This is a genomic window from Zemynaea arenosa (assembly GCF_004614185.1).
GTDB lineage: Bacteria > Pseudomonadota > Gammaproteobacteria > Burkholderiales > Burkholderiaceae_D > Telluria > Telluria arenosa.
In genome coordinates, this window is sequence record NZ_SPVF01000135.1 from 1 (window position 1) to 21,438 (window position 21,438).

At 66.2% G+C, this 21,438-nt stretch carries 19 protein-coding genes; 6 read left to right on the top strand and 13 right to left on the bottom strand.

The genetic code is table 11. The features are described 5' to 3' along the window. The coding region (locus E4L96_RS10635; RefSeq protein WP_135207195.1) for a heme biosynthesis protein HemY at window positions 1-842 on the top strand (842 nt) is incomplete at its 5' end. 140 nt (window positions 843-982) lie between these two features. Beyond that, window positions 983-1,522: an inorganic diphosphatase gene (ppa, locus tag E4L96_RS10640; protein ID WP_135207196.1), complete on the top strand. Its 540-nt coding sequence runs from the start codon at window positions 983-985 to the stop codon at window positions 1,520-1,522. Between the two features lie 60 nt (window positions 1,523-1,582). Here the strand turns inward: ppa and E4L96_RS10645 are convergent, their stop codons facing one another. Continuing rightward, window positions 1,583-2,164, bottom strand: coding sequence for a hypothetical protein (locus E4L96_RS10645; protein WP_135207197.1), 582 nt, complete (start codon window positions 2,162-2,164; stop codon window positions 1,583-1,585). A 120-nt stretch (window positions 2,165-2,284) separates the two neighbouring features. Between E4L96_RS10645 and E4L96_RS10650 the strand changes: the two genes are divergently transcribed. Further along, the gene (locus tag E4L96_RS10650) at window positions 2,285-3,559 is read left to right on the top strand and encodes a DUF445 domain-containing protein (protein WP_135207198.1); all 1,275 of its coding nucleotides are present in this window, start codon (window positions 2,285-2,287) and stop codon (window positions 3,557-3,559) included. Window positions 3,560-3,589: 30 nt separating this feature from the next. Here E4L96_RS10650 and E4L96_RS10655 read toward each other — a convergent pair whose 3' ends face one another. The 8 genes from E4L96_RS10655 to E4L96_RS10690 all read right to left on the bottom strand — a co-directional run bounded on the left by E4L96_RS10655 (window position 3,590) and on the right by E4L96_RS10690 (window position 12,068). Then, the gene (locus E4L96_RS10655) at window positions 3,590-5,005 is read right to left on the bottom strand and encodes a PA domain-containing protein (protein WP_135207199.1); all 1,416 of its coding nucleotides are present in this window, start codon (window positions 5,003-5,005) and stop codon (window positions 3,590-3,592) included. Continuing rightward, window positions 4,992-5,975, bottom strand: a complete 984-nt coding sequence (locus E4L96_RS10660) for a choice-of-anchor J family PEP-CTERM protein (RefSeq protein ID WP_135207200.1) — start codon at window positions 5,973-5,975, stop codon at window positions 4,992-4,994. The genes E4L96_RS10655 and E4L96_RS10660 overlap by 14 nt, the downstream gene beginning before the upstream one ends. Window positions 5,976-6,330: 355 nt before the next feature. Continuing rightward, the gene (locus E4L96_RS10665; protein WP_135207201.1) at window positions 6,331-7,425 is read right to left on the bottom strand and encodes a branched-chain amino acid ABC transporter permease; all 1,095 of its coding nucleotides are present in this window, start codon (window positions 7,423-7,425) and stop codon (window positions 6,331-6,333) included. Window positions 7,426-7,427: 2 nt separating this feature from the next. Beyond that, entirely contained in the window at window positions 7,428-8,417 is a 990-nt protein-coding gene (locus E4L96_RS10670) for a branched-chain amino acid ABC transporter permease (RefSeq protein WP_135207202.1), read from the bottom strand. A 13-nt stretch (window positions 8,418-8,430) separates the two neighbouring features. Further along, window positions 8,431-9,165, bottom strand: a complete 735-nt coding sequence (locus tag E4L96_RS10675) for an ABC transporter ATP-binding protein (protein WP_135207203.1) — start codon at window positions 9,163-9,165, stop codon at window positions 8,431-8,433. Continuing rightward, complete coding sequence (locus E4L96_RS10680; RefSeq protein ID WP_135207204.1) at window positions 9,158-9,928, bottom strand: ABC transporter ATP-binding protein; 771 nt, start codon at window positions 9,926-9,928, stop codon at window positions 9,158-9,160. Before E4L96_RS10680 ends, E4L96_RS10675 begins: the two co-directional genes overlap by 8 nt. A gap of 7 nt (window positions 9,929-9,935) precedes the next feature. Beyond that, the gene (locus tag E4L96_RS10685) at window positions 9,936-11,132 is read right to left on the bottom strand and encodes a substrate-binding domain-containing protein (RefSeq protein WP_135207205.1); all 1,197 of its coding nucleotides are present in this window, start codon (window positions 11,130-11,132) and stop codon (window positions 9,936-9,938) included. 66 nt (window positions 11,133-11,198) lie between these two features. After that, window positions 11,199-12,068, bottom strand: coding sequence for an alpha/beta fold hydrolase (locus E4L96_RS10690; RefSeq protein WP_135207206.1), 870 nt, complete (start codon window positions 12,066-12,068; stop codon window positions 11,199-11,201). Window positions 12,069-12,269: 201 nt separating this feature from the next. On the opposite strand from E4L96_RS10690, the gene E4L96_RS10695 reads away from it, so the two are divergent. Further along, window positions 12,270-13,211 (top strand): LysR family transcriptional regulator, encoded by a 942-nt coding sequence (locus E4L96_RS10695; RefSeq protein ID WP_135207207.1) that lies wholly within the window; start codon window positions 12,270-12,272, stop codon window positions 13,209-13,211. Window positions 13,212-13,331: 120 nt separating this feature from the next. Here the strand turns inward: E4L96_RS10695 and E4L96_RS10700 are convergent, their stop codons facing one another. The 4 genes from E4L96_RS10700 to E4L96_RS10715 form a co-directional block, all read right to left on the bottom strand. Continuing rightward, window positions 13,332-15,680: a TonB-dependent receptor gene (locus tag E4L96_RS10700; RefSeq protein WP_135207208.1), complete on the bottom strand. Its 2,349-nt coding sequence runs from the start codon at window positions 15,678-15,680 to the stop codon at window positions 13,332-13,334. 207 nt (window positions 15,681-15,887) lie between these two features. Then, a complete protein-coding gene (locus E4L96_RS10705) occupies window positions 15,888-17,183 on the bottom strand; it encodes an NCS2 family permease (RefSeq protein ID WP_135207209.1) in 1,296 nt (431 codons plus the stop codon). Window positions 17,184-17,270: 87 nt separating this feature from the next. After that, window positions 17,271-17,975, bottom strand: coding sequence for a CPBP family glutamic-type intramembrane protease (locus E4L96_RS10710; RefSeq protein ID WP_135207210.1), 705 nt, complete (start codon window positions 17,973-17,975; stop codon window positions 17,271-17,273). A gap of 13 nt (window positions 17,976-17,988) precedes the next feature. Beyond that, window positions 17,989-19,137, bottom strand: coding sequence for a GNAT family N-acetyltransferase (locus E4L96_RS10715; protein WP_135207212.1), 1,149 nt, complete (start codon window positions 19,135-19,137; stop codon window positions 17,989-17,991). A 44-nt stretch (window positions 19,138-19,181) separates the two neighbouring features. Between E4L96_RS10715 and E4L96_RS10720 the strand changes: the two genes are divergently transcribed. Together E4L96_RS10720 and E4L96_RS10725 are read left to right on the top strand one after the other, a co-directional pair. Next, the gene (locus E4L96_RS10720) at window positions 19,182-21,233 is read left to right on the top strand and encodes an NAD(+) synthase (RefSeq protein WP_135207211.1); all 2,052 of its coding nucleotides are present in this window, start codon (window positions 19,182-19,184) and stop codon (window positions 21,231-21,233) included. A 22-nt stretch (window positions 21,234-21,255) separates the two neighbouring features. Beyond that, a partial coding sequence (locus tag E4L96_RS10725) for a P-II family nitrogen regulator (RefSeq protein WP_307721639.1) occupies window positions 21,256-21,438 on the top strand: 183 nt, incomplete at its 3' end.

Consider the following 21,438-nt stretch of genomic DNA (forward strand, 5'->3'; position numbering starts at 1 on the left):
TGGCCGCGCTGATCGGCGCCCGCGCCGCCCACCGCATGCGCCAGCACGCGCGCCGCGATGCGTGGCTGGCGAGCGTCGAACATGACAGCGCGCTCAAGACCGCGCGCCTGATGACGGTGACCGAGCTGCTGGTCGACGAGCACCAGCCGGAAGCCGCACTGGATGCGGTGGCCGAGCTCAATGCCAGCGGCCAGCGCCACATCCACGCGCTGCAATGGGCGCTCAAGGCCAACCAGCAGGCCAAGAACTGGCCGGAAGTCCTGCGCCTGGTGCGACTGCTGGACAAGCACAAGGCGCTGCACCCGGCGCTGTCCTCGCGCCTGCGCGAACTGGCGTACGACGCCTTGTTGGCCGATAAGTCGCACGATGCGGAATCGCTGCAGCGGGTGTGGTCGCAGGTGCCGGCCGCCGACCGCGTCAAGCCCTACATCGCGGCCTGCGCCGCGGGGGCCATGAATGCGCGCGGGCTGCACGACGAAGCCCGCCTGACGGCTGAGGAAGCCCTGAACGCCGAGTGGGACGACCGCGTGGTGCGTGCTTACCGCGACTCCGCCGCTTCCGCTGGCTCCCCCACGCTGCTGGCGCAGATCGAAAAGTGCGAGGCCTGGATCAAGGACCGGCCGAACGACCCGGAACTGGCGCTGACCCTCGGCTCCCTGTGCCTCAAGCAGAAACTGTGGGGCAAGGCGCAGCGCTACCTGGAGCTGGCGCTGTCCGACGCCACCGAACCGCGCATGGTGCGCGAGACCCATCTCAAGCTGGCGCAGATGCACGAAGCGCTCGGCCAGACCGAGGAAGCGGCCGCGCACTACCGCCAGTGCGCACTGGCCTCGATCCTGTAGCCCATCGTCCGGCCCCGGTGGTGGCACGGTTGTGCAATGCACAAACGTGCGCCGGGGTCCGCTATAATCTGTCAGTTTGACATCCCAGATTTCACCGATTTCACCGATTTCACCAATTCGAAAACCCCGAAGGATTTAGCATGAGCCTCAACAAAGTCAACGCCGGCCGCGATGTGCCGAACGATTTCAATGTCGTGATCGAGATCCCGATGAACGCGGACCCGATCAAGTACGAAGTGGACAAGGACACCGGCGCGATCTTCGTCGACCGCTTCATGGGCACCGCGATGCACTATCCGTGCAACTACGGCTACATTCCGCAGACCCTGTCCGACGACGGCGACCCGTGCGACGTGCTGGTGATCACCCCGTTCCCGCTGATCCCGGGCGTGGTGGTGCGCTGCCGCGCGATCGGCGTGCTGAAGATGACCGACGAAGCGGGCGGCGACGCCAAGCTGCTGGCGGTCCCGGTCGACAAGATCCTGCCGATCTACAGCCACTGGCAGAAGCCGGAAGACCTGCAGGACCTGCGCCTGCAGCAGATCCAGCACTTCTTCGAGCACTACAAGGACCTCGAAAAGGGCAAGTGGGTCAAGGTCGAAGGCTGGGGCGGCCCGGACGAAGCCAAGGCCGAAATCCTGCACGGCGTGGAGCAGTACAAGAAGTCGCAACAGGGCTAAGCCGTCTTGCCGCGCCGGCGGCACGGCAGGGCAAACGAAAGCGCACCTTGGTGCGCTTTTTCATTTGACGGGCAGGCTGTAGACGGAGCCTTGGGCGGGGAAGTGCAGGTCGGCCCGGCGTCCATGGCCGTCGCCGATGCCGTAGATCGTCATGGACACGGTCCACGTGCCGTGGCCGAAGCGCGCCTTGCTGAGCTGGAGCTCGCGGCCCGGCGTCTCCTTCCAGCGGTAGCGGGGCTGCTGGCCGCTGGTGTCCATGCCGTTGACGTGCAAGGTGTTGGCGGTCCATCCCTGTACCTGCCACCAGGCGTCGCTTTCGGCGTTCTTCGGGACGAGTTCCGGTCGTCCCGCGGGCCATTCACCCAGCTGCGCGGAGACGTGCAGGTTGAGCGCCGCCGGCAGCGCAGGTGTCGCGAGGACCATGTCCAGCTGCCCCATGCTGCCTGGCGGGAGGGTGTAGCACATCCACACGTAATGCTCGTCTTCGTAGACGAACAGCTGGACCTGCGGAGACAGTGCGATCATGCGCGCGCCCAGCGGGCGGAACTCGGCGCAGTCGCCATCGACCATCGGCGCGGGCAGGGATGCCGCGCCGGCGTGCGTGGCGACGAACAATGGGGCGAGCAAGAGCGATCGATGCATGGATGTCCTCCGCGAGCGATACGCGATTATAGGCTGAGTCCTGGAGTGCGATCCTTCGGGCGGGCCCACGGCCGGGATAGGCAGCGCCGCCGTGGCACCTGACGCGGTAAGCTGGCGGACATGGACAAGATGGAGGAACTCAAAAGGGCCAAGCGGTATCCGCTGCTGCTGCTGGCTGGCGCGGCGCTGGTGTTCATCGGCGCGTCGCTGATGCCGCGCGGGCTGGCGGTGGATTGCGTGCGCACGACGGCGGAAGCGGCGATGGTCGGCGCGCTGGCGGACTGGTTTGCGGTGGTGGCGTTGTTCCGGCGCGTGCCGCTGCCGCTGGTGTCGCGCCATACGGCCATCATTCCGCAGAACCAGGAGCGCATTGCGGATAACCTCGCGGTGTTCGTGCAGGAGAAGTTCCTGGACCAGCGCTCGCTGGTGGAGCTGATCCGGCGCCATGACCCGGCGGGCAAGCTCACCGAATGGCTGTCCTCCCCGGCCCACACGGCCACTCTCGGCCACTACGTGCTGCGCATCGTCAGCGGCGTGCTCGATGTGGTCGACGACCAGCGCATCCAGGGCTTCCTGCGCCAATCCTTCCGTGCGGTGATCGACAAGGTGGACCTGGCGCCCGCCAGCGCCGCCATCCTGGACACGCTCACGCGCGATGGCCGCCACCAGCAACTGCTGGACGGCGCCATCGAACAGGTGGTGACGCTGCTGCGCACGGAGGAGAGCCGCGCCTTCATCGCGCGCCAGATCGTGGAATGGATCCGCACCGACTATCCGAAGTGGGAGAAGCTGCTGCCCACCGAATACCTCGGCGAGAAGGCGGCGGACGCGGTGGCGCAGGCACTGGATGGCATGCTGCAGCGGGTCAGCGCGGACCCGGAGCATGAGCTGCGAAAGGGCTTCGATGGCCTGATGGCGCGCCTGATCGAGAAGCTGAAGACCGACCCAGCGACGATCGCCAAGGCCGAGGAGCTGAAGGCCTGGCTGCGCGATAGCGAGGCCGCGCGCGACTACGCTGTGACCCTGTGGACCGACCTGCGCGACTGGCTGCGCCAGGACATCGCGAGCGAGGATTCGAGCCTGCACCGGAACGTGGTGGCGATGGGCGCGTGGATCGGGCGCGAGCTGGCCGCCAATCCCGACCTGCGCCGGTCGCTCAACGACCACATGGAAGATGCCGCGCGTTCGATGGCGCCGGACTTCGCGGACTTCCTGACGCGGCATATCAGCGATACGGTCAAGCGCTGGGACCCGCAGGACTTGTCGCGGCAGGTGGAACTGAATATCGGGAAGGACCTGCAGTACATCCGCATCAACGGGACGCTCGTCGGGGGATGCGTGGGATTGCTGCTGTTCTGGGTGTCCTGGCTGCTCGGTGCGGCCGGCGGACACTGACCGGCCGCACCTCTTTCCATCACCAAGCGTTTACCAGCCGATGTCCTTCAACAGCGGCAGCGTGAGGTCGCGCGGCGGCTTGACCTCGTGCGACAGGTCGCCGTTGATGCTCGGCTCCATCAGCTGGTTCGGCTTCATGTCGGTGGTGTAGTGCGACACCGACGAACCAGGTTCGTACACCACCGGCGTGTACATCAGCGCGCGCAGGGCGGCATCGGCACCGGCGAGGCGGGTCGGGTCGACACCCAGAGCGCCGATTACGCCGGACGCGGTGCGCGAGCGCTTGAGCAGCTTGAGCTTGATGTGGTTGCCGTCGGCTTGGCTGATGCGCACCGCCGGAATCGTGACCGTGGGATCGGTGCCGCCGAGGCCCGTCACCGGGCCGGGGGCGTTGTCCACTACGATCATGCCGATCGCGCCCGCGTCCTGCACATTCCTGGCCTTGACCGTGAAGTTGCAGGTCCCGCGGTCCACCAGCGCGATATTGCCGTTGACTGCCAGCGCGTTGACGGCGTTGAGCGGATCGCAAGCGAGGCCGGTGCCGCCCGGCTGGTCCACCACCGGCATGATCTGGCCGGTGACGGCCGGGCTGCCGAGCGGCGGGCCGAAGGAGGCGTCGCCGACTTCGTAGTTGCCCGCGGCGTCATCGGCGGCGGGGCCGCTGACGGCGAGGTTGGAGCGCGGAGCCAGCACATCCGGCACGGCGGCGCTGACGTTCGGGCCGTCCCACGAGGTCTGGTTGCCGCTGACGGCCGAGGACACGCGTTCGGCGTTGGTCATGTCGATCCAGTGCTTGCCGGTGCGGTCGTCGAGCAGGAAGTAGTCCCAGATCGAGGCCAGGCCGTCCGGCTGCTCGCCGGTCTGGCCGCTGGTGAAGGACTGGAAGCCCAGGCCATGCGCCATCTCGTGCAGCAGCACCGTCACCAGGTCGATGTTGGCACCATGGTTGTTGTCGACGCCGAGATAGAACTGGGTGCCGGGCAGGCAGTCCGCGAACAGGCCGAGGCGCGAGTTGAAGCGGGCCACGATGTGCGGGGCGGGCGGGCCGGCCAGGTCGGCGTTCGCGAGCTTGCTCGCCAGCGCGCTCGGGTACCAGGTGTTGGGCTTGGGTGCGCCGGTGAAGTTGGCGAAAATGTCGGCGGTGCCGGCGGAGCCCAGCACGGCGGCGCTGGCGGTGCAGGACAGTGGCTCGAACGAGGCCTGGATGCGGATCTCGATCGGGCTGTCGATGTTCGCGGCCCACAGGTTGGCGGCGTAGGTGAACGCGAACAGGCGCTGGGCGCCGAGCGTGGTGCCGGGGTTGCCGCCGACCGGTGCCACCGCGGTCGTGTCGTTGAAGCCGACGCCGGGGGCGTTGGCGTTGATGATGGTGATGGTGGCGGCGGCTTGCGCGGAGCCGATGGTAGCGCAGGCGGCGAGGCCGGCCAGGAATTTAGCGGGCGTCATGGCGGTCCCCTTCGCTGTGCAGCGCTTCGTCCGCGGCTTGGTCGCCGTTCACGCATTCGATGGCGAGTTTGCCGTCCGGGGTGCGGGAGATCACGCTGTAGGTCTGGCCGGCGTCGCCGAGGTGGCGCTGCAGGGTGCCGTCGGGGCGCTTGATGGTGGCTGGCTTGGCCGGACGCACGGGCTGCAGGGCGGCGGCGGCCTGCTGCAGGGCCTTGGCTTCGTTTGGAGTCGGGGGACGCAGCTGGCCGGTTTGCGGGTCCTTCACGGCGATCATGCCGGGCGTTTGCGGAGCCTCGCCGGAGAAGGCGGCGGTGCTGACGGCAATGGCTCCAAAGCTGACCAGGGCGCGCTTGTGGCGGTAGCCGAGGATGGCGGCCAGGCCGATGCACAGCAGGACCCAGGTGGCCGGTTCCGGCACCGGCATCACGTTGACGGTGTCGAGGCCGAGGTAGTTGGACTGGGCGGCGGCGCCGGTGTAGTGGAAGGCGATGCGCAGGTCGCCGGTCATGTCGAGCGTCGGCTGGTAAAGGGTCCAGTCGCCGGGGACGGCGCCGAGGGTTTGCAGGACCGCGTAGGTGGCGGGATCGGTGCCGCTGCCGATGCGCACTTCGAGGTTGTCGCTGAAGCCGGGGGCGAGGGCGGAGCGGGCCCGGAAGCTGAAGCTGGTCGGGCCGGTCAGGTGTAGCGCGGGGGTGAGCAGCCACATGTCGAGGGTGCCGCTGCCGTTGCTGGCGCCGAGGAAGTTGGCGGCGATGTAGGCGTTGGCAGCGCCGGCTTGTGCGGGAAAGATGCCGTCGTTCCCCTGGAACCAGCCCACGCCGGGTGGCATGCTTGAGTTCAGGAGGGACCAGCCGGGGAGCTGGTTGATGTTGTCGAAATGTTCGGTCAGGGAACTGGCTGGCGTATCGGCCCGGGCAGCGGAGGACAGCGCGAACGCGGCGGCAGCGAGCAGTGCGGTGAACTTTTTCATGGAATCGCTCTCGAACTGGACTGCGTGGGAAAACCCGCTCGACACGCAGCGGGGGCTTGCGTTCTCAAGCATAGGAAGCAGGCGGGAGGGGGCTTTTGATGTGCGTTGAAGATCGGCGAGCCGAAGCGGTTGCGGCGCGTGCGGACCACTTAGGCAATTGGGTGGCTGAACCCCTGCGTCGGATGAGACGAATCATCATCGCGATCTTGAGCGTGGCGTGGGGATTGACTGCGATATCGCCGCTCGTCTGCTGGTATGTGCGAGAGCGGGCGGAGCTGGAGCGCGGCGCGACAGTGGCTGCGCCTGCGGTGCAGACGCAGCCCTACGTCGTGATCATCTTGGGGGCGCGCTGCGCTCAGTGAGGCGCGGCGCGGCGGGAGCGGAGTTTGCCGACGATGCCGGTGGGGAAGAAGTAGACGGAGAGGATGAACAGGACGCCGAGCCACAGCAGCCAGCGGTCCGGGTGGACCAGGACGGCGAGCCAAGGCAGGCCTTCGGCGGCCCCGGAGGCCTGTTCCATCAGGGTCTTGAGATAGTTCTGCGCCAGGATGAACAAGGCGGCGCCGATCACTGCGCCGTACATGGTCCCCATGCCGCCGATGACGACGATCAGCAGGATGTCGGTCATGATCTCGAAGCCCAGCGTCGTCTTGGGCCCCACGTAGCGCAACCACAGCGCCATCAGTGCCCCGGCCAAGGTGGCGACCAGCGCCGCCAGGCAGTTGGCCCAGATCCGGTAGACCACAGTGCGATAGCCGATCGCCTCCGCGCGGAACTCATTCTCGCGGATGGCCTGCAGGACGCGCCCGAACGGGGAATTCACGATCCGCAGCAGGAACAGGAACAGCAGCAGGCAGCCGAAGAACACGATGTAATACGTGATCACCTTGCCGTCGATGGCGCGGCCCAGGATCTCGCGCTCGAACATCTGGTAGCCCGGCGAGAGCAGCTCCGGCACGCTGAAGGTCTTGCCGTCCTCGCCGCCGGTGAAGTCAGAGAACTGCTGCGCCAGCACCGCGAACGAGGAGGCCACGGCCAGCGTGATCATGGCGTAGAAGATGGCGCGCACGCGCAGCGCGAACAGGCCGATGATGAAGGCCAGCACCAGCGAGACCACCACCGCCAGCGCCACGCCGCGAAACACCATGCCCCAGGTGGCATCGCCATCGCCAGCCAGTGCGAGGCCCACGCCATAGGCGCCAATACCGAAGAACATGGTGTGCGCGAACGAGACGATGCCCGTATAACCGAGCAGCAGGTCGTACGAGGCCACCAGCACGATGTAGATACAGATGGTGGCCGCGGTGTTGAGCGCGCGCGCGCCCGTGGTCAGGAAAGGCGCGTTGGCCAGCGCCAGGAAGACCACCAGCAGGAGCAGCGTGAGCACGCGGCTGCGCGGGAAATCGCCGGAGAGGAGACCCGAGAACAGGCCGGAAAACAGTTTGGTCATGGTCACTTCCTCGCCAGGCCGTAAGGGCGCCACAGCAGCACGGCCATCATCAGCACGATGGTCGACACCAGCGCGAACTTGGGCGCCAGGAATCCGGCGTAGTTGGAGACGAGCGCCATCAGCAGGGCGCCGATGAAGCAGCCGCTGACCGATCCGAGCCCGCCGATGATGATGGCGATGAAGACCGACACCACCACGTCCGCGCCCATCGAGGGCGTGAGCGTTTCCTTGTACAGCCCCCACATCACGCCGCCCAGCCCCGCCAGCGCGGAACCAGCCGCGAACACGCCGACGAACACGCGGCGGATGCGGTAGCCGAGCGCCTCGACCATCTCGCCATTCTCCACGCCCGCGCGGATCAGGAGGCCGATCTTGGTGCGGTTGAGGACCAGTAGCAGGCCGACGAACACCAGCACACCCACCACCACGGCCACCAGCCGGTACCGGTCGATGGCCGCGTCGCCCAGCAGGATGGAGCCGCGCAGGGTGGCCGGCATCGGCAGCGCGATCTGGTCCGCGCCCCAGACGACGGCGATCAGCTGCTCCGCCACGATCATGCCGCCCATGGTGACGAGGATCTGCTTGAGGTGCTGGCCGTACACCGGCTTGATGATCACGCGCTCGAACACCCAGCCGAGGAGGGCGGTGACCACCATCGCAGCGACGATGGCCATGCCGAGGGCGCCGAGGTTCTGCATCAAGGATTCCGCCTCCAGCCAGCCGCGCATTGGCAGCAGGACCATGGTGGCGGTGTAGGCGCCGACGGCGACGAAGGCGCCGTGGCCGAAATTCAGCACGTTCATCAGGCCGAAGACGAGGGTCAGGCCGCTCGCCATCAGGAAGATCATCATGCCCATCGCCAGGCCCGCCACGGTGAGAGTGGCCCAGGTCGAGAAGCTGCCGACCAGCGGCAGCATCGCCAGCGCGAGCACGGGCACCAGCAGGTGTGGCACCAGGTCGCGCGGGACGGAAGGGAGAGTCGTATCGGTCATTGCGTGAGGTGCCTCATTGATGCGCGGCGAGCGAGAGGCCGAGGAGGCGCTGCTGCAGGGCGTCGTCCGCCGCCAGCTCCGCCATGGTCCCCGTGTGGACGATGCGGCCATCGTCCATCACGGCCACGGTGTCGCCGAGCTGCCGGACGAAGTTGAAATTTTGTTCCACCAGAAGGATCGTGGTGGAATTTTCTTTCACCTGGCGGAAGGCCTCGATCAGGTTTTGCACGATGGCCGGGGCGAGGCCCTTGGTCGGCTCGTCCACCAGCAGGAGCTGGCGCTGTTCGACGATGGCGCGTGCGATGGCGACCATCTGCTTCTGGCCTCCGGAGAGGTTCCCGGCCGGGTAATTCCAGAACTTCTTCAGTGCCGGGAAGAAGCCGAAGATCCATTCCAGCCGCGCGGTGTCCATCGGACCGCTGATGGCCGCGAGGTGCAGGTTCTCGCGCACGGTGAGGTCGGAAAACACGGCCATCGACTCCGGCACATAGGCGATGCCGCGGCGCGCGATGTCCGGCGTGGCCTTGCCGGCGATATCCTGGCCTGCGAAGACGACGCGGCCTTGGCTGGCCTTCCACAGGCCCATGATGGTGCGCAGGGTGGTGGTCTTGCCGGCGCCGTTGCGGCCGAGGAGGACGGTGATGCCGCCCCGCGGCACCTCCAGGTCCACGCCCTGCAGGATGTGGTATTCGCCGATGTGGGTGTGGACGCCCGACAGGGACAGCAAGGAATCAGGCGCTTCACGCATGGGCGGGTACTCCGAGATAGGCTTCCTGCACGATGCTTGACGCCATCACCTCCGCCGGTTCCCCGTCCGCGACGAGGGTCCCGTTGTGCAGCACGACGATGCGGTCTGCCAGCGAGCGCACCACGTCCATCTTGTGCTCGACCAGCAGCACGGTCTTGTCGGTATCGGTTTTCACTTGATGGATCAGGTCCAGCACCACGGGCACTTCGTCGACGCTCATGCCGGCGGTGGGTTCGTCGAACATCAGCACGTCCGGTTCGAGGGCCAGCAGCAGGGCGACTTCCAGCTTGCGCTTGTCGCCGTGCGAGAGCGCCGCGACGATGGTGTGGCGGCGGTCCTGCATGGAGACACGCTCCAGGTAATGCTCGGCGCGCGCCAGCAGTTCCTTATGCCGGAACCAGACGGACCACATGTTCAGGCCCTGGCCCGCGTGGCTCTGCACCACCAGGCGCACGTTCTCCAGCACCGTCAGGTGCGGGAACAGGTTGGTCAACTGGAAGGCGCGGCCGATGCCCAGGCGGGTGCGCTTGGCGGGGCCGAACTTCGTGATGTCCTGCCCGTACAGCAGCACCTGGCCGGAGGTGGCCGGGAGCTGGCCGGACATCAGGTTGAAGCAGGTGGTCTTGCCCGCGCCATTGGGGCCGACGATCACCGTCAGCTGGCCGGGGTAGAAATCGGCCGTCACCGCGTTGACCGCGACATGACCGCCGAAACGGATGGTCAGGTCGCGGACCGACAGCGACGGCGTGACTGCGGACGTCATCAACACATCACTTCTTGTTTTTCACGGGGACCGGCAGCTCGGACGCCGGAATCTCGCGCACCAGTTCCAGCAGGTCCCACTCGTCCTTCTGCGCCTTCTTGATGCGGAAGTGGTACATGGACTGCATGGCCTGGTGGTCCTGGGCGCGGAAGTTCATCTTGCCCTTCGGGGTCTCGAAGTCCATGCCTTCCATGGTCTTGATCAGCTTTTCGGTATTGGTGTCGCCGCCCGATTTGGTCAGCGCCGTGACGACCGCGCTGGCCGCCGCGAAGCCGCCCGCACTGAACATGTCCGGCGGCGACTTGAAGCGCTTGCGGTGCTCGGCCACGAACCAGTCGTTCATCTTATTCTTCGGGAAGTCGTAGTAGTAGAAGATGGTGCCTTCGGTGCCGGCGTAGTTCTTCCAGGTCTTCAGCACCGGCAGGATGTTCCCGTTCGGGGCGATCGAGATGCCGTAGCGTTCCGGGTGCATCTCGGCGATCTTGTTCATTGGGTGGGGGCCGGCCCACACAATGGAGAGCACGCGCGGCTGCGGTGCATCTTTCAGTTTGTCGAACAGGCGCTGGGCCGGAGCGGTGAAGTCGGTGGTGGCAGGCGAGGCGTATTCCTCGGCCACGACCTTGGCCTTGCTGCCCACCACGCCCAGGGCTTCCTTGAAGGCCTTGACGGTGTCCTTGCCGAAGGCGTAGTCCTGCGCCAGGAAGCCGATGCTGCCGTTCTTGAAGGTGGTGGCGGCGGAAATCGATTCCTGCATCGAGCTGCGCGCGGTGCGGAAGATGTAGCGGTTCCACTTGTCGCCGGTGATGCTGTCCGCAACCGCAGGTTCGACCACCAGGATCTTCTTGTACTCGGCGGCCACCGGCAGCATCGCCAGCGCGGCGCCGGAGTTGCTGGTGCCGACCGCGATGTCGGCCTTGTCGTCGCCGTAGGCTTCGGCCAGCAGGGTGCGGGCCAAGTCCGGCTTGGACTGGTCGTCCTTGACGATCACCTTGATCTTGCGGCCGTTGATTTCCATCTTGCCGCCGGTGAGGTATTCGAGACCCATCATGAAGCCGGTCTCGGTCTCCTTGGCGTAGGTCTCCAGGATGCCGGTCTTGCCCGCGATGAGGGCGATCTTGATGTCCGGGCCAGCGGCGTAGGCCGACGCGAGGCCGGTGGCGGCGTAGACGGCGAGGGCGCCGGCGGCGAGAGTGAAGCGTTTCATGAGGTCTCCTTCAATTCTTTGTATGTGCGTACGAGCTTGGATTCGTATGAGCTGCAGCGGCCGAGTTTAATCGACCCGCGCCAGGAAGTCCCGCAGCGCGGCCTGCGCGGCCGGCTCGGTGAGCATGGGCGCGTGGCCGACGTCCGGCACTTCGGCGTATTGCATCTCCGGTGCGGCCTTGCGCATCCAGTCCGACTGCTCCGGTTCGATCAGGTCCGACAGGCCGCCGCGCACCAGCAGGGTGGGGCGCTTGCGTGCCAGCTTGCGGAAGGCGTGGCGCGCGGCCACCGACGTGGCTTTCAGCTTGCCGGTCTTGATCGGCAGCGCGATATTGGGGTCGTAGCGCATCACCAGTTCGCCCTGGCCGTTGTCGGCGAAGGCGCGGCGCGCCCACTTCATCCACTCTTCCGGCGGATTCGATGGGAAGGCCGATTCGTTGATGGTGCGGACCGCGTCGGCGGCTTCGGTCCACGAGGCCATGCTGCGGACCGAACCCGCGTAGCCGGCGATGCGCGAGAGGCCGCGCTGCGACAGCGTGGGACCGGTATCGTTCAGCACCGCGGCGGCGATTAATTTCGAGTGCTTGAGTGCCAACGTCATGGTGATGATGCCGCCCATCGAAGTGCCGATAAAGACGGCGCGCGCGATGCCCAGGTCGTGCGCCAGCTTGGCGACGTCCTCCGCGTACACGAGCGGGTTGTAGTTATCGGGATTGGCGTCGTACTGCGAGTGGCCGCGGCCGCGCACGTCCACCGCGAGCACGCGCCGGTTCTGCTGCGCGATCCAGGGCGCGACTTCGTCGAAGTCGGCCGAGTTGCGGGTCAGGCCGTGGATGCAGATGACGGGCAGGCGCGCGGGGCCGCTGGTGGCGGCGTAGTCGCGTGCGTACAGGCGCAGGCCGTCCGCGCTCTGGAAGTATCGTTCGGTGTAGGTCACAGTTATGCCCTGGAGTGGTGGCCCGATTTCAACTACTGAATATGCGGCAGTGTGCGGGAAACCATCGCCGCCGAAAATGGCGGGGGCGCCCACCCGATGTGCGTTTATGCACACTGCTCCCTGGCAGTGCGCCGCAGTCCATACACGGCGCCTTCTGCAGACCCGTTGTGCGCACACGCACACTTCGGGCACAATGGGCTCATGAATACCCTCCCCGAATGGACCGACCTGCGCTTCTTCCTCGAACTGGCGCGGGCGGGCACGCTGTCCGGTGCCTCGCGGCGGCTGGAAGTCGAGCACACCACCGTGGCACGCCGCATCGACCGGCTGGAGCAGCAGTTGGGCGCCGCGCTGTTCGACCGTTCGCGCGAGGGTTATGAACTGACCGAGATGGGCGCGGCCCTGCTGCCGCATGCGGAGGCGATGGAGAGTGCGGCGCTGGCGGCGCACGATCAGCTCTCGGGGAATCAGGTGGCGATTCGCGGCGTGGTGCGCCTCGGCGTGCCGGAGGTGCTGGGCGTGAAAGTGATCACGCCGCTGCTGGCACGCTTCCTGGCCGACCATCCCGAGCTGTCGATCGACCTGCTGGTGCAGCCGCGCTTTGCGAACCTCGCCAACCGCGAGGCGGACCTCGGCGTGACGCTCGATGCACCGGCCACGGGGCGCTATATGGTGACGCGGCTGGTGTCGTTCCGCATGAGTCTTTACGCGTCGCCCGACTACCTGGCCAAACACCCACCGATCCGCACCAAGGCGGATCTCGCGGGGCACGACTTCGTCGACTACGTGCAGGACCGGCTGGCCTCCAATGAGCTCAACTTCCTGCATGAACTGGGATTTGTGCCCAACCGGCGCCTGTGCTGCACTGGCATGATGGCGCAGGCCGAAGCGGCGATGGCGGGCCTGGGCCTGATGATGGCGCCCCCGTACGTGATCCCGGACGACGGGCGGCTGGTGCCGGTGCTGCCGAACGAGGTGTACGCGGACCGGAACTACTATCTGGTGGCGCCGGTGGACTTGTTCCGCCTCCCGCGCGTGCGCGCCGTGTGGAACCTGCTGCGCGACTATGCCGAGTCCCAGCCCGAACTGTTCTCCCTCGGCGATATGCCAGCCCCGCGCAAGAAGATCGCGCGCGCCAAATAAACGCGTGCAAGGAGTTTCGGGCACCCATGTGCCAGAGGCAAAAAAACGGGGCGCCGAAGCGCCCCGAAGCACGGTACACGAGCCGTTGAACAGGGCGCCGGCCGGCGCCCTGGCACTCACTTAGAACTTGACGTCGACGGTGGCCAGGATGCGGCGCGGATCGCCGTAGAACGTGGTCACCGAGTTGAAGAAGCCACTGAAGTTGTAGCCTGCGACCTTGTAACGCTTGTCGGTCAGGTTGCGGCCATGCAGGCCGACCTGGATCTTGCGGTCCGCGCTGGTCCACACGAGGCCCATGTCGATCAGCGAGTAGCCGTTCTGCGCCAGCATCAGGTTGCCCGGGATGGTGGCGTCGGTGGCCGCCAGGCCGGTGGGGCGCGAGATCTCGGTCATGTAGATCTTCGACTTGTACGAGGCGGTGCCGGTCACGCTCATGGTGCCGGTGCGGCCCATGACGGCCAGCGGCCAGTCGTAGCTGCCGGTCAGGCTGGCGGTGTGCTTCGGCGTATTCTGGAACTCGGCCGAACCGGCAACGTTCACCAGGCCGGTGCCGGTCGCATTCGCCACCATCCATTCCTTGTACTTGGCGTCGATGTAGCCGTAGGTACCGGTCACGGAGAACTGGCTGGTCAGGCGGGCGATCGCTTCCAGCTCCAGGCCCTTGATCTTGGCCTTGCCGGCGTTGGTCAGGGAGCCTGCGAAGCCGGTGACCTGGCCCTGCGCGTTGGTGGTCGGGATCGAGCCCGGGATCTGCACGTTCTTGTAGTCAGTGTAGAACACGGCCGCATTGGTCTGCAGGGTACCGCCGTTCATGTTCGACTTGACGCCGAATTCGATCGTCGAGACTTCTTCCGGATTCACGCCCTTGCGCTTCTCCAGCGAGACGGCGGTGTTCGGGTTGCCGCCCAGGTCCATGCGCGGGTCGAACATGCCGCCCTTGAAGCCCTGCGAGTAGGTACCGTACAGGTTATGCTCCGGCGCGAACTTCCAGCCGAAGCCCAGCTTCGGGGTGAACTTGGTGTCGGTGCGGTGCAGGTCGTTCGGGCCCAGGTCGGTGTTGGCCGGCAGGCCGACGGCGGCCGGGTTGCCCAGGTTGGGCGAACCGGCCAGGCCGAGGTAGGTGCGCTTGTAGATCGCGGCGGTGCGCTGGTCGTCGGTGTAGCGGCCACCGATGTCGATGTTGAAGGTGTCGGTGAGGTTGTAGCTCACGTCCGCGAACGCGGCCCAGGTCTTGGAATTGATGTCGTCGCGGGTCAGCAGCGAGAGGCCGCCGGCGGCGTTGTACAGCACATCGAATTCATTGAAGGCGTTGGCCTTCATGTAGAACACGCCGCCCACGGCCTGCCATTTGCTGCCGGTGTAGGTGAGCTGGAATTCCTGGCTGTCCTGCTTGTCCGAGTAGATGGACGGGGCTTCGAACAGCGGGGTGTTGAGCGAGTCGAAGTCGATCGGCGCGAAGGACTTGGACTGGCGGTGCGCGGTGATGGACTTGAACGACAGTTCCGGCGTGATCGCATAGTCGACCAGCAGGGTCTGGCCCGAGTTCTTGACGTTCTGGCCGTGGCCATTAACCGCGTACAGGTCGGCGCGGGTGTCGTAGTCGCCGGCGAGCGGCTGCTCGTTGCCCGGGGCCGGGCCCGCGGTCAGGCGGTAGCCCTGGCGCGCCTCGGAATCGTCGACGGTGCGGTCGGCGGAGACGCGGATGAACAGCTCGGGCGTCGGGGTGGCTTCGATGCTCACCCGGCCGGCCACGACGTCCTTGTTGTAGTTGTCGCGGCCATTGACCACGTTCTTGCCGTAACCGTCGCGCTGGAAGGTGCCGATGGTGCCGCCGATGCGGATCCATTCGTTGACCGGGGTGCTGGCCTTCAGGACCACGTCCTTCTCGTGGTAGTTACCGAGGGTGAACTTGGCGCCGAAGGTCGGCTTGTTGGACAGCTTGCGGGTCACGTACTTGACCGCGCCGCCGATGGTGTTGCGGCCGTACAGGGTGCCCTGCGGGCCGCGCAGTACCTCGATGCGCTCGAGGTCGTAGATGTCGGTGAGGGCGCCTTGCGGGCGGGCCAGGTAGACGTCGTCGAGGTAGATGCCGACGCCCTGCTCGTAGCCGGCCACCGGGTCCTGCTGGCCGATGCCGCGGATGAAGGCGGTCAGCGTGGTGTTGGTGCCGCGCGAGGTCTTGAGGGTGGTGTTGGGCGTGACGTCAGCAATCGCGGTCAGGTCCGGGGTGGCATTCTTTTCCAGATCGGCGCCGGAGAAGGCGGTGACGGAGCCCGGCACGTCCTGGATCAGCTCCGCGCGGCGGCGGGCGGTCACGATGACCTTTTCCATCTCCGCGGGCGCGGCGGCCACGCCGTCGGCGGCAGCCGTCTGGGCGTAGGCGGATTGGACTGCCAGGGCAGCGGGAAGGGCGATCATGACTGCGGCGGACTTGCGCAGCAGGGCCTCTTGCTTATTCGTCAAGCGCATCTGTGTGTCTCCTAAGGTTGTTCTTTCGCACGCGGTCTGCCACGTATCGGCACGGAGTGTGCCCAAATTGCGAATTGAATAAAAGACAGAGGCTTGCACGGTCTGTGTGCAAAATTGCACAACACCACGCTTTTGTTGGGCGTGGCGTGCGCAGACGGCGAAACGGGTGTTGCTTTTCGGCGTAAGACGGGGGCTCAGCCCGCGGTCTCAGCCCGCGTTCAGCCAGGCGAAGCGGAACAGAAAGACGACCGCGATCACCCACACGATGGCGCGCACGTCGCGGACGCGGCCGGTGAGCAGCTTGAGCACGGCGTAGGAGACGAAGCCGAAGGCGATGCCGTTGGCGATGGAGTAGGTGAAGGGCATCATCAGCGCGCACACGGCGGCGGGGATGGCTTCGGTGGATTCGGCCCAGTCGATGTCGCCGAGGTCATGCAGCATCAGGCAGGCGACGAACAGCAGGGCGGGGGCGGTGGCGTAGGCCGGCACGGCGCCGGCCAGCGGGGCGAAGAACAGACTCAGGAGGAAGAGGACGGCGATGGTGACCGCGGTGAGGCCGGTGCGGCCGCCGGCCTGCACGCCGGCCGCGCTCTCGATGTAGGCGGTGGTGCTGGAGGTGCCCATCAGCGAGCCGGCGACGATGGCGGTGCTGTCGGCCAGCAGGGCGCGGTTCAGGCGGTTCATCTTGCCTTCCACCAGCAGGCCGGCGCGCTGGGCCACGCCCATCAGGGTGCCGGTGGCGTCGAACAGTTCGACCAGGAAGAACACCAGCACCACGTTGAGGATGCCGATGGAGAAGGCGCCGGGGATGTCCAGCTGCAGCAGGGTGGGCGCGATCGACGGCGGCAGGGAAACGATGCCGTTGAACTGCTGGCCGCCGAAGCTGAAGCCGAGCACGGTCACGGCGAGGATGCCGAGCAGGATGGCGCCGCGCACCTTCAGCCGGTCCAGCGCGACAATGATGAAGAAGCCGACGATGGCGAGCAGGGGCGGGGCCTGGTGCAGGTCGCCGATGGTGACCAGGGTGGCCGGGTTGCCGGTGACGAGGCCGGCGTTCTTCAGGGCGATCAGGGCCAGGAAGAGGCCGATGCCGACCGTGATCCCGATGCGCAGGGACTTGGGGATGCCGTTGACGATCATCTCGCGCAGGCCCACCAGGCTGACCAGGATGAACAGGCAGCCGGAAATGAACACGGCGCCGAGCGCGGCCTGCCAGGACACGTGCATGCCGAGCACCACGGCGTAGGCGAAGTAGGCGTTCAGGCCCATTCCGGGGGCCATGCCGATCGGGTAGTTGGCGTACAGGCCCATGATCGCTGTGCCGAGCGCGGCGGCGCAGCAGGTGGCGACGAACACCGCTTCCTTCGGCATGCCCGCGTCGCCCAAGATGGTGGGGTTGACGAAGATGATGTAGGCCATCGTCAGGAAGGTGGTGATCCCGGCCAGCACTTCCGTGCGGACGTCCGTGCCGCTTGCGCGCAGGTTGAACAGGCGGTCCAGCATGGGGGCTCCTTCAGTGGGTTCGGCACAGGTGGCGTCATCATAGCCGATCGCTGCGGCGGCCTGCTCACCGCTGGGCTACGCGCCCGCTCAGCCTGACAGGGGAGGGACGAAGGTCAGGATCGCGTTGTACAGGCCATGCATGGCCATGGCCGCGAGCAGGCCCTGGCGCAGGCGCAGGTAGCTGAGGATGGCGCCGGCCATCCATTGCGGGGTCAGGAATCCGATGACGTAGAGGCTGCTCCAGCCTTCGGTGACAAAGTTGGTCACGTGGGCGCAGGCGAAGCCCGCGGTCCAGGTCCAGAAGACCCAGGGATAGCGGCGCAGGTACTGGCGGCCGCGGGCAAAGGCCGCGCCGGGCGGGCTGTGCAGCCGCTTGTAGAGCCAGGCGCCGAGGGCGGCCAGCGCCATGGTGCCCAGTACCCAGCGGTCGTCCGCCCAGAAGACCAGAAGAGGCAGGCCGACGCCCAGGGTGAAGCGGGCGCTGCGCAATCCGGCGCGGAAGATCAGCTCTTCCAGCAAAGGCGCGACGAGCAGGGCGAAGACAAGGAACCAGCGCGTGGGAGGGCGCTCGGAAATGCCGGGCACCTGGCTCATGTAGTGGTCGAGCGGAAACGAGATCAGCACGACCAGGGCCATGGTCAACAGCAGCATCAGGCCGGTGCGCAGGACCGGGTGCGAGCGGTCGCGGGCCAGGCGGCGGGCGCGGGTGGGCCGGGCCAGGAAGGCGAGCAGGGCGCGCAGTTCGGCGAGCACGAAGTCCGGCCGGGGCTGGGCCTGGGAAGCCGGCGGCATGGCGGTCGTCGGGTCAGGCACGGGCGGGCTGGCGGAAGGGGGAGCGGTCGGTCAGCTCGTCGATGTAATTGTCGATGCCGCCCGCTTCGCGTGCCAGGAAGGTTTCGACGGCGTCGGCGAACGCGGGGTGGGCCAGCCAATGGGCCGACCACGTCCGCGTGGGCAGGAAGCCGCGCGCCATCTTGTGCTCGCCCTGGGCGCCGCCTTCGAAGGTGCTGATCCCCTGTTCGATGCAGAACTCCAGCGGCTGGTAGTAGGCTGTCTCGAAATGCAGGCAGGGGACGTGCTCCAGCTCACCCCAGTAGCGGCCGTACAGGGTGTCTTCGCTGTGGATGACCAGGGAAGCGGCGATGCGCTGGCCGGCGCGCTGCGCGACCACCAGCAGGATGTTGTCCGGCATCGTCGCGCCAATCCGCTGGAAGAAGTCCAGGTTCAGGTAGGGCGTGCTGAAGTGGTCCTTGTAGGTATGGCGGTAGCAGCAGTTGAAGAAGCGCCAGTCGTCCTCGGTGAGGTCGCGGCCGCGGATGCGCTGCAGGGTGACGCCCGCATCGCGCACCTTGCGGCGTTCGGCGCGGATGTTCTTGGCTTTCTTGCGGTCCAGGGTGGCGAGGAAGTCGTCGAAACTGGCGTAGCCCTGGTTGAGCCAGTGGAATTGCACGCCGCTGCGCAGCAGGTAGCCCGCGTCCTGCAACTGCTGGACATGCTGCTCCGGCGGGTAGAGGATGTGGGTGGAGGAGACGCCCGAGGCTTTCTGCTGGATCTGCAGCACCTTGATGAGCTCTGTCCTGGCGTGTTCGCTGATGGCCAGCAGGCGCGGGCCGGTGACGGGCGTGAAGGGAATCGCGCTCAGCAGCTTTGGGTAATACTCCAGGCCGTGGCGCTGGTAGGCCTCGGCCCAGGCCCAGTCGAACACGTACTCGCCGTAGGAGTGGTACTTGACGTAGAGCGGCATGGCGGCGGCCAGCTGGTCCTGGGCGTCGTACAGGCAGAGGAACTGGGGCTGCCAGCCGCTGTCCGCGCTGGCGCTGCCGGATTCATGCAGGGCGTGGAGGAAGGCGTAGGACAGGAAGGGGTTTGGTTTCTCCTGTTTTCCGACCAGGCCATTCCATTGCCATTCGCCGACCTCGGCCAGAGAAGAAACGATATGCGTGCGATAATTCATCATTGTCGAAGGTGCATCTCGAAGACATTCTACGCAAAAAACCGATGAGCGAATTTTTCAATCTGTATTCGCACGGGTTTGCCCGTGTGGCGGTCGGAATTCCGGAGTGCCGCGTAGCCGATCCGGCGTTCAACGCGCAGCAGACCATCACGCTGGCGCGCGACGCGGCGGCGCAGGGAGCGGTGCTGGTGGCGTTTCCGGAGTTGGGGCTGTCGGCCTACACCTGCGAGGACCTGTTTCATCAGCGGGCGCTGCTCGATGCGTGTCTTGAGGCTCTCGGTGAAGTGGTGGCGGCGTCCGTGACGATTCCGGCGGCGCTGGTGGTGGGGATGCCGCTGCGGGTCGATCATCGGCTGTTCAATTGTGCAGTCGTCGTCAGCGGCGGGCGTATTCATGGGGTGGTCCCGAAGTCGTACCTGCCCAATTACGGCGAATTTTATGAGGCGCGGCAGTTCAATGCGGCGGATGCGGCGACATCGTCGTCGGTGTCCTTGCTGGGTGCCGAGGTGCCGTTCGGGCCGGGGCAGCTGTTTGAGGTCTCCAATGTGCGCGACCTGCGCTTCCATGTGGAGATCTGCGAGGACGTGTGGGTGCCGGTGCCGCCGTCGTCGTTTGCGGCGATGGCCGGGGCGACGGTGCTCGTTAATCTCTCGGCGTCGAATGCGCTGGTCGGTAAATCTTCTTACCGGCACCAGCTGGTGGGGCAGCAGTCGGCGCGCTGCCTGGCGGCCTATATTTATACCTCCGCGGGGATGGGCGAGTCGTCCACCGATATGGCGTGGGACGGGCAGGCCGTCATCTATGAAAACGGGGAGCTGATCGCGGAGGCCAAGCGCTTCGTGGACCAGTCGCACATGATCGTGGGCGATGTGGATCTGGAGCGGCTGTCGCGCGAGCGGATGCGGCTTTCGACGTTCGGGCATTGCGTGCGGACGCATGCGGAGCAGGTGTCCCGGTTTGCGGTGACGCGCTTCGAGGTGCCGGTCGATACGTCCGCGCGGCTGCCGCTGACGCGCATGATCCAGCGCTATCCGTTCGTGCCCGCGAATGCGGCGCTGCGCGATGAGCGCTGCACGGAGGTCTACAACATCCAGGTGCAGGCGCTGGAGCAGCGCATGCGGTCGGCGGGGATCGAGAAAGTCGTCATCGGGATTTCGGGCGGGCTCGATTCCACGCACGCGCTGCTGGTGTGCGCGAAGGTGATGGACCGTCTCGGGCTGCCGCGCACGAACATCCTGGCGTACACGATGCCGGGGTTTGCGACATCCACGCGGACGCTGGAGCAGGCGCGCAAGCTGATGTCCGTCGTGGGTGCGTCTGCGAATGAGATCGACATCCGGCCGAGCTGCATGCAGATGTTGAAGGACCTGGGGCATCCGTTCGCGCGCGGCGAGAAGGTGTATGACGTCACGTTCGAGAATGTGCAGGCGGGGGAGCGGACCTCGCATCTGTTCCGGCTCGCGAACCATCTGGGCGGGATCGTGATCGGCACCGGGGACCTGTCCGAGCTGGCGCTGGGGTGGTGTACCTACGGGGTGGGCGATCATATGTCGCACTACAACGTGAATGCGAGCGTGCCGAAGACGCTGATTTCGCACCTGGTGCGCTGGGTGGCGGATACGAAGCAGATCGGGGAGCTGGGGTCGGATGTGCTTCTGGACGTGTTGAATACGCAGATCAGTCCTGAGCTGGTGCCGGGGGACGCGAACGAGAAGCCGGAACAGCATACGGAGTCCATCATCGGGCCGTATGAGCTGCAGGACTTCAACCTGTTCTACCTGATCCGGTATGGGTTCACGCCGTCGAAGGTGGCCTTCCTTGCGTGGTCGGCGTGGCATGACCGCACGCGCGGGGTGTGGCCGAATGCGCCGCATGTGCAGCGCAATGAGTATCCGCTTTCTGACATCAAGCGGATTCTCGGCATCTTTGTGAAGCGCTTCTTCAAGGGCTCGCAGTTCAAGCGCTCGTGCGTGCCGAATGGGCCGAAGGTGGGAACGGGCGGATCGCTGTCGCCGCGCGGGGACTGGCGGGCGCCGTCGGACTCGGAGAGCGCGGTGTGGGTGCGCGACCTGGAACGCATCCCCGATCAATCATGAATTCATAAGACCGGAGAGAGACATGAAAAAAATCACCTGCATCATCAAGCCATTCAAGCTGGATGAAGTGCGCGAGGCGCTGGCCGATGTGAACGTGACCGGGCTGACCGTCACGGAAGTCAAAGGCTTTGGGCGGCAGAAAGGGCACACGGAGCTTTACCGCGGGGCCGAGTATGTGGTGGACTTCCTGCCGAAGGTGAAGATC